Origin of the sequence: Pseudonocardia hierapolitana, from assembly GCF_007994075.1 — a bacterium.
GTDB classification, from domain to species: domain Bacteria; phylum Actinomycetota; class Actinomycetes; order Mycobacteriales; family Pseudonocardiaceae; genus Pseudonocardia; species Pseudonocardia hierapolitana.
The window spans coordinates 877,570-892,267 of sequence record NZ_VIWU01000001.1 but is presented as its reverse complement, the minus strand read 5'-3'; the positions used below and the strand labels follow the sequence as shown (position 1 = coordinate 892,267).

Annotated in this window: 13 protein-coding genes and 1 pseudogene; 12 read left to right on the top strand and 2 right to left on the bottom strand. The window is 68.6% G+C overall.

Features of this window, described 5'->3' with window-relative positions; all coding sequences use genetic code 11:
• Positions 1 to 4: 4 nt before the first annotated feature.
• Positions 5 to 610 carry a GNAT family N-acetyltransferase gene (locus FHX44_RS43105; protein WP_246170205.1) on the bottom strand — a complete coding sequence of 202 codons (606 nt, stop codon included), beginning with the start codon at positions 608 to 610 and terminating at the stop codon, positions 5 to 7.
• Between the two features lie 416 nt (positions 611 to 1,026).
• A complete protein-coding gene (locus tag FHX44_RS04330; RefSeq protein ID WP_147254274.1) occupies positions 1,027 to 1,920 on the bottom strand; it encodes a LysR family transcriptional regulator in 894 nt (297 codons plus the stop codon).
• Positions 1,921 to 2,126: 206 nt separating this feature from the next.
• Here FHX44_RS04330 and FHX44_RS04325 point away from each other — a divergent pair, with 206 nt between their 5' ends.
• The 12 genes and pseudogenes from FHX44_RS04325 (at position 2,127) to FHX44_RS04270 (ending at position 14,493) form a co-directional block, all read left to right on the top strand.
• Positions 2,127 to 2,636, top strand: coding sequence for a pyridoxamine 5'-phosphate oxidase family protein (locus FHX44_RS04325; protein ID WP_147254273.1), 510 nt, complete (start codon positions 2,127 to 2,129; stop codon positions 2,634 to 2,636).
• Positions 2,637 to 2,651: 15 nt separating this feature from the next.
• Positions 2,652 to 3,053 (top strand): PPOX class F420-dependent oxidoreductase, encoded by a 402-nt coding sequence (locus tag FHX44_RS04320; RefSeq protein WP_147254272.1) that lies wholly within the window; start codon positions 2,652 to 2,654, stop codon positions 3,051 to 3,053.
• An 88-nt stretch (positions 3,054 to 3,141) separates the two neighbouring features.
• Positions 3,142 to 3,711 (top strand): annotated as a pseudogene (locus FHX44_RS04315) (potassium channel family protein); the annotation flags it as partial.
• A gap of 538 nt (positions 3,712 to 4,249) precedes the next feature.
• On the top strand, positions 4,250 to 5,608 hold the full coding sequence (locus FHX44_RS04310; protein ID WP_246170204.1) for an MFS transporter: 1,359 nt from the start codon (positions 4,250 to 4,252) through the stop codon (positions 5,606 to 5,608).
• Between the two features lie 797 nt (positions 5,609 to 6,405).
• Positions 6,406 to 6,921: a hypothetical protein gene (locus tag FHX44_RS04305; RefSeq protein WP_147254271.1), complete on the top strand. Its 516-nt coding sequence runs from the start codon at positions 6,406 to 6,408 to the stop codon at positions 6,919 to 6,921.
• A gap of 10 nt (positions 6,922 to 6,931) precedes the next feature.
• Complete coding sequence (locus FHX44_RS41935) at positions 6,932 to 7,093, top strand: hypothetical protein (protein ID WP_170308767.1); 162 nt, start codon at positions 6,932 to 6,934, stop codon at positions 7,091 to 7,093.
• Between the two features lie 117 nt (positions 7,094 to 7,210).
• Complete coding sequence (locus FHX44_RS04300; protein ID WP_147254270.1) at positions 7,211 to 7,597, top strand: DUF6394 family protein; 387 nt, start codon at positions 7,211 to 7,213, stop codon at positions 7,595 to 7,597.
• A 12-nt stretch (positions 7,598 to 7,609) separates the two neighbouring features.
• Positions 7,610 to 9,403: an NAD-binding protein gene (locus FHX44_RS04295; RefSeq protein WP_147254269.1), complete on the top strand. Its 1,794-nt coding sequence runs from the start codon at positions 7,610 to 7,612 to the stop codon at positions 9,401 to 9,403.
• Between the two features lie 668 nt (positions 9,404 to 10,071).
• Positions 10,072 to 11,592 carry an aminotransferase-like domain-containing protein gene (locus FHX44_RS04285; RefSeq protein WP_147254268.1) on the top strand — a complete coding sequence of 507 codons (1,521 nt, stop codon included), beginning with the start codon at positions 10,072 to 10,074 and terminating at the stop codon, positions 11,590 to 11,592.
• Positions 11,593 to 11,816: 224 nt separating this feature from the next.
• Positions 11,817 to 12,854: an ABC transporter substrate-binding protein gene (locus tag FHX44_RS04280; protein WP_147254267.1), complete on the top strand. Its 1,038-nt coding sequence runs from the start codon at positions 11,817 to 11,819 to the stop codon at positions 12,852 to 12,854.
• A gap of 20 nt (positions 12,855 to 12,874) precedes the next feature.
• The gene (locus tag FHX44_RS04275) at positions 12,875 to 13,666 is read left to right on the top strand and encodes an ABC transporter ATP-binding protein (RefSeq protein ID WP_147254266.1); all 792 of its coding nucleotides are present in this window, start codon (positions 12,875 to 12,877) and stop codon (positions 13,664 to 13,666) included.
• A gap of 5 nt (positions 13,667 to 13,671) precedes the next feature.
• Positions 13,672 to 14,493 carry an ABC transporter permease gene (locus tag FHX44_RS04270; protein ID WP_147254265.1) on the top strand — a complete coding sequence of 274 codons (822 nt, stop codon included), beginning with the start codon at positions 13,672 to 13,674 and terminating at the stop codon, positions 14,491 to 14,493.
• The last annotated feature ends 205 nt before the right edge of the window (positions 14,494 to 14,698 follow it).

Genomic DNA, 14,698 nt, shown 5'->3' with positions numbered 1-14,698 from the left:
GCCGTCAGTCCGTGACCTTGCTGGGGGCCCGGTACTCGAGATGGGCGAGTTCCGGGTGGCGTGCCAGCCAGCCGGCGATGAACGGACATACCGCGAGCACTCGGAGCCCTTCCGCCTGCGCCGATGCGATGCCTTCGCGGGCCAGCGATGAGCCGACCCCACGCCCTTCGAAGGCGGGATCGACTTCGGTGTGCACGAAGGCGAGAAGCTCCGATGTGCGTGCGTACTGGGCGAAACCGGCCAAGGTCTCGCCGTCGCGAGCCTCGAATCGGTTCGCAGAGCGATTGTCGGTCACGACGATCATGTGACGTCCTCCTCGTAGTCGGCTGTCGCGCCCGGTCAGCGGTACTCCGGGTTGGCGTTGTCGGGGTGGGAACCGGCGTCCCAGGCCGTGCGCTGGTTGCCGTAGGCCGGTGGCGATGTCGTGGTCGACGGCGCGGATCTGGTCCACGCCGACCCCGTTCGCCTCCATGATCGCGACGCTGCGGTCGATCACGCCCTGGCTGTGGCTGCGGTCGGGGGAGCGGTTGAGGGTGCAGTTGATGTACGTCGCGCGCAGCCCGGTGAAGTCGGGCTTCTCGATCACGCTGGAGCGTGCGGAACGGCTCACGCGCCGAGTATCGGGAGCCGCGGGCGCCGCCGGATCGGTCGGTCGATCGGTCAACCACCACGTGACCGATCCAGCAGTTCGCACGACCCCGGACCTTCGTAGCGTCGCCGACTCGGCGGCGGGCTGTCCCCTGACGAATACGAAGACGCCTACCACCGCGCCCAGCGGCACGACGATCACAGCTAACGAGGACTCCGGCCAACCGGGGAAGCTCAGTCGCACCGAAGACTGATCACCACGCTCCGTGGTCGACTTGGGCCGAACAAACCGCGCGGCGGGTGCGTTGTGAGCGAATCAGGAAGTCGCCGCGCTGCCTGGCGAAGCGTGCTCATGCCGTGGAGGTCGGCTCGCCGACACCTCCACCAGCTTCTCTGTGCCGCGACTACCGGAGCCAGCACATCGGAACTCGTCTGATGTCACATCTGGTCGGCGAGCTCGTTGGCGGCTTCGACGGCGATGTCGATGGCTCTGGTCACGAGCGGCGATTGGGTGCGCTCGGCCGGCCAGTGCAGGTACATCTCGCGGGTGGGCGATGGTCGCAGTTGGTGGATGCTGAGTCGGTCGTCGGACCAGGCATCGGAACCGTGGAGGGCGAGCCATGGCAGCACTGCCGAGCCTATGCCCGCCCGCACCATTGACAAGATTGTTTCGTGGCCGGCGGTTCGGAACACGATCCGTGGCTGTGCGCCGTAGCCGGCGAGCGCCCGCTCCAACCATCTTTGGTGATAGGTGGGAGGCCAGGCGACCATCGGAGCATCGTCGAGCAGCTTCACCGATACTGGACCATCGCGGAATGCGCTGGCGCCGGCCACCAGGAGGTACGGCTCGTCGAGGAGCTTGACGTGCTCGACGTCGCCCCCGATCCGGCCGTCGTGGAACAACAGGTCGAGATCTCCGATCTGCGGATCCTCGGGTTCCACCTCGGACAGCCTGATGTCGCAGCCGGGGTGCTCGTCCAGCAGCTGGCGCACGACGGCCGGCAGGATGAGGTTGGACACGCTCTGGAAGGTGCCGATGTCGATCCGGCCGTTACCCGCCCTGAAGCGATCGACGGCGTCGGCCAGCGCCTCGGATTTCGTCAGCAGATCTCGGCCGTGGGTCAAGACCACCTCGCCGAGGGGAGTGATCCGTACCGGCCTAGGACCTCCGGGCCGGTCGAAGACGGCGCCACCGACGGCCTTCTCCAGCGCGGCGATCTGCTGGCTCACCGACGATTGGGTGTAGCCGAGCCGGGCAGCTGCTCGCCCGAACGTTCCTTCCTCGGCGATCGCAGCCATGGTCCTCAGGTGGCGCAGCTCGAGGTCGCCCACGAGCCAAAGCATAGCCGATGGCGATCGACTTGATCGGAGATCATCGCTTTTCTCAATGCGCCGGCGCGCATAGCGTCGTGGACATGACGACCTACGGCGCACCGACCGTGGCCGCAGCGCCGGTCGGAAACCGACGTCTCGGCCGCGCTCAGGGGCTGCCAAACCTGGTCCGGACCCTTTAGCGGCTACTCACGAAGGAGCGGTGCATGGCAGAGTCGGAGCCGACGCCCGGGCAACTGTCCAGCCCTCGCGGCGCACCCCTGACGGCGCTCGGTTGGGCGGACGTACGAACGCGGGTGGCCGAGGCGGACGACTTCCTGCTCGCGACCACCGACCCGGATGGGCGGCCGCACGTGGTGCCGGTGCTGGGAGTATGGCTCGAAGGATCGGTCTGTTTCGCTACCTTCCGGCAGGCTCGCAAGGCCCGCAACCTCGTGCGGAACAACGGCTGCTCGGTCACAGTGGCCGGTCATGATGTCGACTTGGTTCTCGAAGGCACCGCCCATCTCGTTCGGAACGCAGCCCGACTGCAGAAAGTTGCGGACCTGTTTCCGGTCAAGTATCCGTGGTGGCATCCGTTCGTCAGAGATGGCGAGTTCTACGATCCGGCCGATATCGACCTCAAAGATCCTCGGCACGTCTACGCGGTTGAGCTGGCGCAGGTGTTCGCATTCGGTAAGGCGGACGGGTTCAGTGCCACCCGCTGGCGCTTCTAGAAGCTCCGACCGCACTTGGCCCCGCACCCGGCAGCTGCCCGGACAAGGCTTGCCCACATAGCCCTCACCCGCGCCGACGGGCGACCCCATGTCACTCTGGTCTGCTTCATTCTCGACGGTGATGAACTCGCCTTCGCCCTATCGCCCGGGAGCGTGAAAAGCAAGAGTCTGGCCAGTGATCGACGCATTGCAGTCTGCGTCAGCGATGAGCGGCAACCCTACAGCTTCGTGACCGTCGAAGGACATGCACGAACCTCCGCCGAACCAGACCAGGTCAAACACGTCGCCGCGGGCATCGCGGACCGCTACTACCCCTCTCAACCCGCAGGGGACATCGCTGAGTCATTCGTACAGGAAGGCTTCACCGCCGTTCACATCAGCATCACCAACGTCATCGCCCGATCCGGCCTCGGCTGACACCTTCCATGCCGGCTCGCCGAGATCGTCGGCACCTCACCGAGTTCCGGCCGGGTACGACGGGTCGCGCAGACCTGCTGAACACAGAGACAGCGCGCAGCTGGACGCCGCGTCCGCGCTCGGCCTGGTGACCGTCACCGGCAACGCCACCCGCTCCAGCGTGCTGCGGATCGCCGGCCTCCAGCAGGCCAGCGCGATCATCGTCGCCACCAACCGCGACGACACCGCGGTGCTCGTCACGCTCACGGCCCGCGAGCTCGCCCCGGACGTGCGGATCGTCGCGTCGGTGCGGGAGTCGGAGAACGTGCACCTGCTGCGGCAGTCCGGGGCCAACTCGGTGATCGTGTCCGCGGAGACGGCGGGCCGGCTGCTCGGCATGGCCACCACCACGCCGAGCGTCGTCGAGGTGGTCGAGGACCTGCTCACCCCCGAGGCGGGCTTCGCGATCAGCGAGCGGGTGGTGGAGGAGTCGGAGGTGGGCGGTTCGCCGCGGCACCTGGCCGACATCGTGCTCTGTGTCGTGCGGGGCGATGACCTTTACCGCGTGGACGCCGCGGCCGTCGACGCCCTCGAGCGCAGCGACCGGGTCCTCCACATCAACTCGCGAGGATCGAACGGGCAGCGACCATCTACTTGCGACAGATTTCCGCGACTGTGAGGTCCGTGCCGGGCCGGCGTGGGGATGATCAGCTGGGGAACGCGAGCCAGCGTCGGCGTCGTGTCGAGCTTCGCGCATGCGCGCCGGGCGTCGACCTCATGGGTTGATTCGGAGACCCGCGGCCGCGGTCGTGGCCGGGTTAGGGGTCGCGGTCGTCGCGTAACGGTGTTGCTGATGCTGCCCATCGCGTCCTGCCTACTGCCGGGTGCGGCTTGCGGATGATCCGCACTCGCGGGCGTCGACGTTGTTCGACGAGGTGGTCGAGCTGAGGTTCACCGGCTCCTATCCGTCGCCGACCGCGGCGATTCCGTGCGCTTCAGCTGCGCCCGCACTTCGAGCCGTGCCAGGTCACTCGCGGCCGGGATGTCGCGATCATCGCGCATCCGCGGGGTGAGGAGGCTCAGTGGGACCGGCAGGAGCGACCCGACCCGTCAGCCGGGTGGGGTGTCGGGCGGAACGCGGGTCTGCTGGTCGGTGCGCTGACGCACTCGGGGTGAAGCTCGGTTCGCGCGCGAGGTCGGGAGTTTGAGCATCGCTGTTGGCGATCGACTTGATCGAGAACAATCGTTTTTCCCGAAGCAAACGCGGATCTAACGTCGGTGACATGACAGCCACCAGCACACAGGCGCCTGCCACCCAGGGAATCGAGCCCTGGTCGCCTCGCGCGCGGCCCCGGCCATCGAGCCTGGTCTGGGCGCTCACGGCAACTCACTTCGTGAGTCGAGCCGGCGGGCTGGCGCGGTCGTTCCTGGTGCTCTATCTGACCCAGGAGCGGGGACTCTCGCCGACGACAGCCGGGGCGGTGGCCGCGGCGGTCGGCGTAGGAGATATCGGGTCGCAGCTGTTGGGCGGCTGGCTGGGCGACCGAATCGGTCGCCGCCACACCATGCTGGTCGGGTTCTTGGGCACAGCTGTCGCGCTGGTCGCGCTCGGCTCAGCGGAAACGATGGCGGCGATCTGTGCGGCGGCCGTCGGTGTCGGACTGACGGCGGAGTTGTTCCGCCCGGTGGGATCGGCTGCCGTGGCGGACCTGCCCGCGCAGGAGCGGATCCGTGCCTTTGGGTTGCTGTTCTGGGCGGCCAATCTTGGCTTCACGGTCTCGGCGGTGGCGGCTGGGGTCCTGGTCCGACAGGGGTACGGCATCCTGTTCTGGGTCAATTCAGCGGCCTCGGTCCTCGCGGCGCTCATCGTGTGGCGACACGTCCCCGAGACCCGTCCGCCGACGCCGACAGTGACCCGGCGGGCAGTGCTACCAGTCCTGGTGCGCGATCCGGTGATGCTCGCCATGGCGGCGATCCACGTCGTCTACTTCACGATGTTCCTGCAGACGTTCTCGACGCTCCCGCTCGTCATGGCCGGTGACGGCTACGGTCCAGGGACATACGGTGCGGTGCTCGCCCTGAACGGGATCGTGATCGTCGTCGTCCAACCGGTTGCCGTACGGCTGCTCGACGGCCGCGACACGGCCTCGGTTCTGGCGGTTTCGATGCTGCTGGTCGGCATCGGCGGCGGACTCGGCGCTGTCGTGCAGAGCGGCGCCGGCCATGCCGGGTCGATCCTCGTGTGGACCCTCGGCCAGATCGGCGTCTCCGTCATGTTCGGCGCCGCCTTTGCCGACCTCGCACCGGCCGACCTGCGCGGCCGATACATGGGCGTCGCCTCCGCCACGTGGAGCGTGGGCGCCGTGCTGGGGCCGCTGCTCGGCACCGTGCTGCTCGACCACGCTGGGCGAACCGCGCTGTGGGTGGCGTGCTCGGCGACCGGGTTGGCGCTGTTCGCCGCGCAGCGGGCTGTGGCCCCGGCGTTGCGCCGCCGAAGCTCCGCTGCGGCGGACGATGCCCGTCCCACTGATGCGGCAAGGCCCGCCCGGACCAACCGACCTGGAGTGCCGGCTTGACCGCGGGGGAATGGAGGCCCACCACCGTCGGTGACCGGTACAGGTCACGGCGAGTCACCCAGCAGCGGCCTCACTCGAGCCGCGACAGCCGATCCACAATTCTTGCTGGGTGTCGCGCGTCGGCGCTCGAGGCCCGGCCCTCGGTCGGGGTCGGCTCGCGGTGACGTGTTCGAACATGCTGTTCACCGCGTCCCGCGCGGTCACCGGCGCGCCATCATCGTCAGCGCCGAGAGGATGGCCAGCCCGTGGATCACCGGTAATGGTCATATGTGTACTCCTCCTCAACTCAAGAGGATCTTGTTACACAAACCCATCTGACAGGCTCCTTCAACACCCTCCTGCCATGTTCACCGCCGGCACGCCGTTAGGACTTACTCGTCTAGTCGAACGTGCACCCTCGCTTTACACCCGAGCGGTCGTAGGTTCAAACCCTGCCGCGGACGCCGGCCCATGGCTCTCGCTACCTTTGCGATCCGGGCAGTCTCGGCATCAGGGAGCCGCAGGGCATCGCGGAGCGGCGCCGAAGCCGCCTTTGGTAGAGCAGAACCAGCCGCGGCGAATCGGCGACAACGGGTGCCAACACGATCACGATGAGCGCCGGACTGATCCCGAGCACGGCACCAAGGCCATCGATCAGCGTCGGCTCTGGAGCAAGGGACGAGAATCGGGCATCGCCGCGTCCTTATGTGCCGTAAGGGATCGACTCGAGGGACTGCAGTTGCGCCTCGGCTTCCGCCATTCGGCTCAGTCTTGGTTTGATATTGACCACGAGGAAGAGTGGCCGATCCTTCTCGTCCATGGGGCATTTCTACACCCGCCCCACGCGACCGACGCCGATTCGGAGATTCCTTCGGGAGATGTTCGGCGGTCCGGCTCACCGGGCGTGCCCCGCTGCCTTCCTGGCGGCCGCCGCCGGTCCGCACCCGTTCTCTTGTCGGGTGATGAGCGGTACCGTGCTCCAGTCCGGTGCCGGTCCCGCGGTCGCCGCGGCAGGCGCACCCGACAACCTGCCCGGAGGCGTCATGCACCGCTATCTCGTCGTCGCGAACCAGACGCTCGGCAGCCAGGAACTCAGGGATCTCATCAGTGAGCGCGTCGCCCATGGCCCTGCTGAGTTCTGGCTCGTGGTGCCCGCAACCCCGGTGAGCGACCTGGCGTCGATCGCCGCGCTGCCGCCGATGCCGGTCGTCGGCGGGGTCCCGACGATCTCCGCGGCCACCCGGGGAAGCTCGCCGGCTGGCGCAGGCCAAGCTCCAGGCGACCCTGAAGGAGCTGGCCGCCGCCGGCGCCACCGCTGGTGGCGAGGTGTGTGACCCGGATCCGATGCGCGCGGTCGAGGACGCCCTCGGGAGGCAGGAGTTCGACGAGATCATCGTGTCGACGCTCCCGGTGCGCCTGTCTCGCTGGTTGCACCAGGATCTGCCCGCGCGCCTCGGGCGCAAGTTCCACTTGCCGGTCACCCACGTCGCCGCAAAGGATGTCTGAGCCGTCCGGTCCGGCTGTTCGACCGCAATCCGATGTGAACGGCATTTCAGCGGCAGGTTGTGCGCCGAGGCGCGCGGGCGGGCGTTCGCGGACACGCCACCACGGCGAGCGGGGACCGTGAACCTCGAGAAGGTCGTGTTCGGCTTCTTCGTGCTGCTCGCGGCCACGCTCAACTTCGGCTTCTTCATCGGCGACATCGCCGACCCCGCGCTGCACAACGTCTACGAGCTGTTCGCAGCCGTCGTGGTGAGTCTCATCGCGACGGTGTTGAAGTTCGGCGACCGCACCCAGATCGGCGCCGTTCACCTGGCGACGAGCCTGGTGGCGGACCTGCAGCTGATCGCCGCCGCGTTCGTCTGGACGTACGCGGCGCACATCTCCAGCGAGGGCCTCACCCCGGCGATGATGGCGAGCGTGGTGTCCCTCTCGGGCGGGGCGCTGTTCGCCAATGTCGTGTCGGTGGTGCTGCTCGTCGTGGAGACCGTCTCGTTCCACCGTCGTTAGATAGGGGGCGAGGTGAGCAATCCACTCCTCGCGTTCTGGTTCCGACTGTTCGGCCGGGAAGCCGACCTCCCCCACCGGCTGGGCAGGCGGATCCCTGTCGCATCCGCCGTGCAGGCGTCGGCGACGATCTTCCTGATCATGCGCCGGATGCGGGCACCGTTGATCGTCCTCATCACGATCTTCGCGATCAGCGTCCTCGGCCTGACCCTCGTCCCCGGCCGGACCGCGGACGGCCAGCCGTGGCGGATGTCCGTCTTCGACGCCTTCTACTTCATGAGCTACACGGCCTCGACGATCGGGTTCGGCGAGCTGCCCCACGCGTTCACCGACGCGCAGCGGCTATGGGTGACGGTCTCGATTTACCTGACGGTGATCGGATGGGCGTACGCCATCGGGTCGCTCCTCGCGCTCGTTCAGGACCGGGCATTCCGGCAGGCACTCGCGCTGCAGCACTTCACGCGCAAGGTGTCCCGGTTGCGCGAGCCGTTCCTGCTCGTCGCGGGATACGGGCGGACCGGTGAGCTGCTGGGTGGGGCTTTCGACGCGCTCGGGAAGCGGTTCGTGGTGGTCGACGCCGACGAGGACCGCATCGAGGCCCTCGAGCTCGCCGCCTACCACGCGGACGTGCCGGGACTGGTGGCCGACGCACGCGATCCCGGCCACCTCGGTGTGGCTGGCCTGGGCAACCCGCACTGCCAGGCGGTGCTCGCGCTCACCAACGACGACGAGGCGAACCTGGCGGTGACGATGTCGGCGGCGCTGCTGCGCCCCGACCTACCGGTGATCGCGCGCACCCTGTCGCCGGCGATCGCGGAGCGCATGCGGGCCGTCGGCTCGCCGACCGTGGTGAACCCGTTCGACCGGTTCGGCGACCACCTGCGGGTCGCGCTGCGCGCACCGGCGTCCTACCAGCTCATGACCTGGCTGGAGAGCGGTCCGGGAGCGGAGCTGCCCGCGAGGAGCCACCCTCCCCGGGAAGGCCGATGGGTGGTGTGCGGATACGGCCGCCTGGGGAGGGAGCTGATCGAGGACCTGAGCGTGGAGGGCCTCGACGTCATCGTCGTCGACCCGGTCGCCGACCCTACCGGGGACGCGAGCCGGATCATCCGGGGAGACGCGTTCGAACCCGCTGTGCTCCAGCAGGCGGGTGTGGCGGACGCCGTGGGCTTCGTCGCAGGCACGGACAACGACACCAGCAACCTCTCACTGATCGCCGCCGCCCGGCGGGTCAACGCCGGGCTGTTCGTCGCCGCTCGGCAGAACCGCCCGTCCAGCGCTCCGCTGTTCGCGGCGATGGACGTGGACTCCCTGCTCGTCCCGACGGAGGTGGTCGCCCACGAGGTGTTCGCGCAGCTGAGCACCCCGCTGCTCTGGCGGTTCCTGCAGGAGGTGCCCGCGCGCGGCGACCGATGGGCGGCTCGCCTCGTCGACTGCATCACGCAGCGGTGCGGCCGGCGCCTGGGGGCGCTGTGGAAAGTCCGGCTGAACCAGGTCGAGGCTCCGGCCACGATCGGGTGGCTCACCTCCGGCGAAGCCCGGCTCGGTGATCTCCTGCGCGACCCCGACGACCGCGACGTCCAGCTGCCCGCGGTCGTGCTGATGGTGATGCGCGACGGTGAGTGTGTCCTGACGCCCGATGACAACCTCGTCCTGGCTCCGGGCGACGAGCTGCTGCTCTGCGGTCGCCCCGCAGCTCGTCGCGCGCTCGACACCACCATGGTGGTCGATGCTGCGCGGGAGTACGTCGTCTCCGGTCGGCACGTGCCGGCGAGCTGGATCTGGCGCCGAATCGCCGGTGAGGCGTGACGCGATGTCGGAGGACCGGATGTACCGGATCGGACGCGTCTCTCATCCAGCTTGCATCGCTTCCCGTCCGCACTCGAATCAAGATCGGAATTCGTGGGTGACCAGGCGAGGCCGCTCCATGGGATGGTCGAGCTGGGCCCGATGGCAGGTGGGTGATCGTCTGCAATGAGCGCCCACCCCGGGTGCGCGGTTTCGGCTCACCGACGCCGAGGTCACGTCCGAGGGGTGCGGAGCTGTGCGGGAGGTCAGAGGGTCATGTACATGCCTCTACTGCGGTGAACCTGCTCTGACCTGCGGATTCTCGGTCCTCGGCGATCTTCGATCTCGTGGCCCCTTGACGATCCGTCAGGTCCGCGGACTTGGACGATCGGTCAGGTTTGATGATTGGGCCCGCTTCGCCGGGATCCTCGTGCTCCCAAACCCTGACCGCGAGCCAACCCGCCGCGGCGAGCTGCGTGTCGGTGTTGCTCGGCTCGCGCGACACGACGGCTGCCGGCACGGCGGGGCCGGGTTCGGGGGGCGAGATCAGCAGTGTTGGAGGAGAGGCGATGCCACTCGACGCCCGCGCGCCCATCCCCGAGCCGGACGCTGACCATCACGTATCACGGCGGCGACGGGAGCAGAACATAGCCGCAGGATGTTCTGCTGCCTAGGGATACAATATGTAGGTGACTTATGACCTCTGGGCCGATGCGGAGCGGGCCATCGCCACCGGCGACGGGGGGCGAGCGAGGTACCAGAGGCTCGCGAGCTTCATCCACGAGGCGGTGCGCAGCGGGCTGCTCAGGCCCGGTGACCAGCTCCCCACCGTTCGCGAACTCGCCTCCCGGCTGGGGGTCAGCGTCACCACGGTCGTCAGCGCCTACAGCGCACTCCGTGAGGACGGTGCCGTGCAGGGTGAGGTGGGACGAGGCACGTTCGTGCGCGGCACCGAGCCGGCCCAACGCCCCGACGTTCCGGTCAGCCTTGCCGCGCCCGGCGCGCCCGCGACCTGGCGCAGGCGCGCGCTCGCGAACACCGAACACCGGTTGACCAGGGCGCACCCCGACGCCGTCGACCTGATGCGGGGCAGCTCGAACTCCGAGTACCTGCCGCTTCCCGTGCTCAAGCGCGCGTGGACTTCCGTCGTCCGGAGCCTCACGGTCGACGACATCCAGTATCCGGTCAGCACCGATCCCGAGCCCGAACTCGTGGCGCAGCTGCTCGCCCTGTTCGAGAAGGATGGGATCCCGGTCGACGAAAGCGATCTGATGGTCGGCAGCTCGACGATCCAGTTCCTCTCGCTCGTCACCGAGCTGCTCCGCCGCGACCGTCCCGGCGACTGGCCGCTCACGGTGGCAGTCGAGGAGCCCGGGTACCAGGCGGCGATGGACGTCCTCGAACGCTTCGGGTGCGGCCTTGTCGGCATGGCCACCGACGAGCACGGCGTGCTGCCACGCCACCTCCGGGCGGCGCTCGAAGGGGGAGCCGCGCTCGTGGTGCTGACACCGCGGGCGTCGAACCCGGCAGGCACGACGTGGTCCGCCGAGCGGCTGCGCGAGCTCGCGGACGTCGTCGCGAGCCATCCGGACGTCCTGGTGCTCGAGGACGACTACTTCGCCGACGGCTCCACCAGCAGGCCCGGATCGTTGCTCGCAGACCAGCGCGTTGCGCATCGGATCGTGCACGTCCGCAGCTTCGCCAAGGTCATCGCGCCCGACCTGCGCATCGCGGCGGCCGTGGTGAGATCGACCCTGCACTCCTCCCTGGCCCAGGTGAAGTACTTGACCGAGGGCTGGACGTCGCGGACGACCCAACGGGTGCTCGCCAGGGTGCTCGCCGCGGACGAGACCGCCGAGCTGCTGGGTCGGGCGCGAGCCGCCTTCGCCGAGCGCCGCTCCGCAGCAGAGGAGCTCCTCGCGGAGGGACTGCAGGAGGCCGGCGGCTCCGTGCAGCACGCCCATGACGGCCTCTACACGTGGATCAGGCTGCCACCGGGCAGCGACGCGAGCATGGTCGCCGAGCACGTCGCGCGAGGCGGCTTCCTCGTCGCCCCCGGGGAGCCGTTCTTCATCCGCCCGGGAGCGGGGCGGTTTCTGCGCCTGAACTCCGGCTCGGCCACCGCCGACGAGATCGCCGCGGCATCGAAGGCGATCGTCCTGGCAGCCACCGGCGCGGACGCCAGGACGGGGTCCCGGCTCACGCCGTAGCTGAGCTTCGCGGCTGTATCGATACAAGGCGGGACCGCTTCCGTGCTCCCCGCGTCGTTCTGCCGGCGGGTTTGTTCCCTGCCCGCCCGAAGGCGCAGGTGCGGGCCTCGCCGGGCGGTTGACGCCGCTGGGGTCAGAGGGTAGAAAGGTGTCGCCTTCAGGACAATCAAACAGAACAATCTCGAGATTGATATCCCTTCGGGCTCGATCGACGGAGTTCAACGATGAACCTGTGCAAGCCCAGTCGTCTCCCGCGTGCCGCTGCGGTCGCGCTCGGTATCGCGCTCTCGGTCCTGGTTGCGGCGTGCGGCGGGCCGTCCGGGTCGTCGGGTGGCTCGGACGACGGCCTCGTCCCCGTGACGCACCAACTCGGCTGGATCGCCAGCACCCAGTCCATCGGCGAGATCGTCGCGGTGGAGAAGGGGTTCTTCCGCGAGGAAGGGCTGGACGTCGCCATCGAGCTCGGCGGGCCGAACATCGACGGTGTCGCGCTCGTGGCGTCCGGGAGGGCCGACGTCGGGCAGGTCTCATCGAGCCCGTCCCTGCTGCTCGCCGCCGCCCAGGGGATCCCGGTCCGGGCGATCGCAGTCGGCGCCCAGCAGCACCCCTACGGGTACGTGTCCATGCCGGGCAGCCGGCTCGACACCCCCGACGACCTGCGCGGCCGGAAGATCGGCGCGACGTCGACGGGATTCGTGCTCATCAACGCCTTGCTGGAAGCGAACGGCATCCCCCGTGACGAGGTCGAGATCGTGACGACCGGCACCGAGATCACGCCTCTGCTGACCGGTCAGGTCGACGCGTACGGGGCCTGGCGGAGCAACGCCAGCTGGCTTCGCCAGCTGCCGGAGGGGTACGGCTTCATCGGGCTCTGGGAGAACGGCGTGCAGCTCTACCCGCTGCCGTACTACGCCACCGAGAAAATGATCAAGGAGAATCCGGAGCTCCTCCAGAAGTTCGTCCGAGGGCTCGCCCGGGGGTGGCGGTTCGCGCACGACAACCCCGAGGAGGCCGTGGACATCCTGGTCAGGGCGTACCCGAACCTGAACCGTGAGGACGAGGCGGAGGGGCTCGCCGCTCTCATGCCGTACGCCTTCACCGAGGCCACCGACACCGGTGGTTGGGGCGCGATGAGCGACGACATCTGGCAGCGCCAGATCGATCTCCTCGCCAAGGTCGACGCGTTCGGCGGGAAGCCGGCGCCGGACATCGACTCGGTCCGGGACAACTCGATCCTCGACGCCACCGGGGATGCCCGGTGACCCAGCTGGAACGGAGCGAGATGCTGTCTGCAGCGGACCTCGACGACCGGGCGGTCCGACCGGGGCTGTCCCTGTCGGACGTCGCCGTCGAGTTCGAGACCGATCGCGGCACCTTCTGCGCCTTCCGCGACGTCACCTTCACCCTGCGCGACGGTGGGTTCCTGTCGATCCTGGGGCCCTCCGGATGTGGCAAGTCGACTCTTCTGCGGGTCATCGCCGACCTGGTGCCGCCCTGTGCCGGCACCGTGTCCGTGCTCGGGTCCTCGCCACGGGAGGCGCGCACCGATCGCAAGATCGGCTTCGTGTTCCAGGACGCGAGCCTGCTCCCGTGGCGCACGGCCCTCCAGAACGTCGCCCTGCCGCTGGAGATCCGCGGCGCGCGGACCCCGGAGGGCGGACGATCGCCCGCCGAGCTGCTGGAGCTCGTCGGCCTCGGCGGCCGCGAGAACGCCTTCCCGCACGAGCTCTCGGGTGGCATGCGCCAGCGCGTCGCCATCGCGCGCGCGTTGGTCACCGGGCCGCGCCTGCTGCTCATGGACGAGCCGTTCGGTGCGCTCGACGAGATCACCCGCGAGCGGCTCAACCAGGAGATCCTGCGCATCTGGCAGGACACCGGCACCTCGATCGTGTTCGTCACCCACAGCGTGCCGGAGGCGGTCTACCTCTCCGAACAGGTGCTCGTCATGAAAGCCGGTGCCGGCGGCGTCCGGACGCTGACGGACATCCCGCTCGACTACCCGCGAGATCCCGCGGTACGCGTCTCGCCCGCGTTCGTGGCCATCGCGGCCGAGCTGCGGAACATGCTGGGGTGAGGGCGATGGCGACGATGACCGAGCGCACGCCAGGCCGCTCGCCGGCGAGGAGGGCCAGGACCGCGTACCGGAAGTGGGTCGACCCGCTCCTCGTCGTCGGAGTCCTGCTCGCGGTGTGGGAGCTCGCCAGCATCCGGTTCGGAATACCGGAGTACATCGCCCCGCGGCCGTCGGTGATCGCCGAGTGCCTGGTCGAGGAGTCGGGCGTCCTCCTGCGCAACCTGGTGCCGACCGCGCAGGCCAGCCTGCTGGGCTTCGCGATCGGCAACGCCCTCGCGATCGCGATGGCCGTGGGCTTCGTCTACAGCAAGCGGCTCGAGCGGTCCGTCTACCCGCTCGCGGTGATGTCCAAGACCATCCCGACGGTGGCGATCTCACCGCTGCTGGTCATGATCTTCGGATCGGGACTGACGCCGAAGGTCATCATCGCCGCGCTGATCTGCTTCTTCCCGACCCTGGTCAACATGCTCAAGGGCTTCGAGTCGGTCTCCGCCAACGAGATCGAGCTGTTCCGGATCATCTCGGCGTCTCGCCGCGAGGTGTTCGTCAAGTTGCGACTCTTCAAGTCGCTGCCTTACCTGTTCGCAGCCCTGAGGATCGCCACCACGAATGCGGTCATCGGGGCGATCGTCGCGGAGTGGATCGGTTCCGCCGAGGGCATCGGCGCGTTGATCGTGCAAGCCTCGTTCAACTTCGACGCGCCGCTGCTGTACGCGTCGATGTTCGTGGCGGGCGTCTTCGCCCTGCTGTTCTTCGGCGCTGTCGGAGTGGTCGAGCGGATCGTCCTGCGGTGGAAGCCGATGGGTGCCACCACCGTGTCGGCCTAGCAGGGGGGCGCCAGCAGCCCTCGCCCGGAGGCGCGGTCCCACTGCGGGGCCGCGCCTACCGGCATGCGCACGCGTTGTGGGCACAATGTGCCGTCGGGCAAACAATTCTGGGTACAAGTGTCGGTAGCTGACCTGCGGTTTCTGGCGCCGAACAGGGTTTTGTGCCGTAGTTGGGGTTGACCGTACCGGAACAACCGGGTAGAAA

What these genes read in the sequence shown, in the direction of transcription:
- FHX44_RS04275 (WP_147254266.1), top strand. Translation starts at nt 12,875, where the DNA reads ATGCTGTCTGCAGCGGACCTCGACGACCGGGCGGTCCGACCGGGGCTG.
- FHX44_RS04305 (WP_147254271.1), top strand. Translation starts at nt 6,406, where the DNA reads ATGGGGCATTTCTACACCCGCCCCACGCGACCGACGCCGATTCGGAGA.
- FHX44_RS41935 (WP_170308767.1), top strand. Translation starts at nt 6,932, where the DNA reads ATGCGCGCGGTCGAGGACGCCCTCGGGAGGCAGGAGTTCGACGAGATC.
- FHX44_RS04325 (WP_147254273.1), top strand. Translation starts at nt 2,127, where the DNA reads ATGGCAGAGTCGGAGCCGACGCCCGGGCAACTGTCCAGCCCTCGCGGC.
- FHX44_RS04270 (WP_147254265.1), top strand. Translation starts at nt 13,672, where the DNA reads ATGGCGACGATGACCGAGCGCACGCCAGGCCGCTCGCCGGCGAGGAGG.
- FHX44_RS04280 (WP_147254267.1), top strand. Translation starts at nt 11,817, where the DNA reads ATGAACCTGTGCAAGCCCAGTCGTCTCCCGCGTGCCGCTGCGGTCGCG.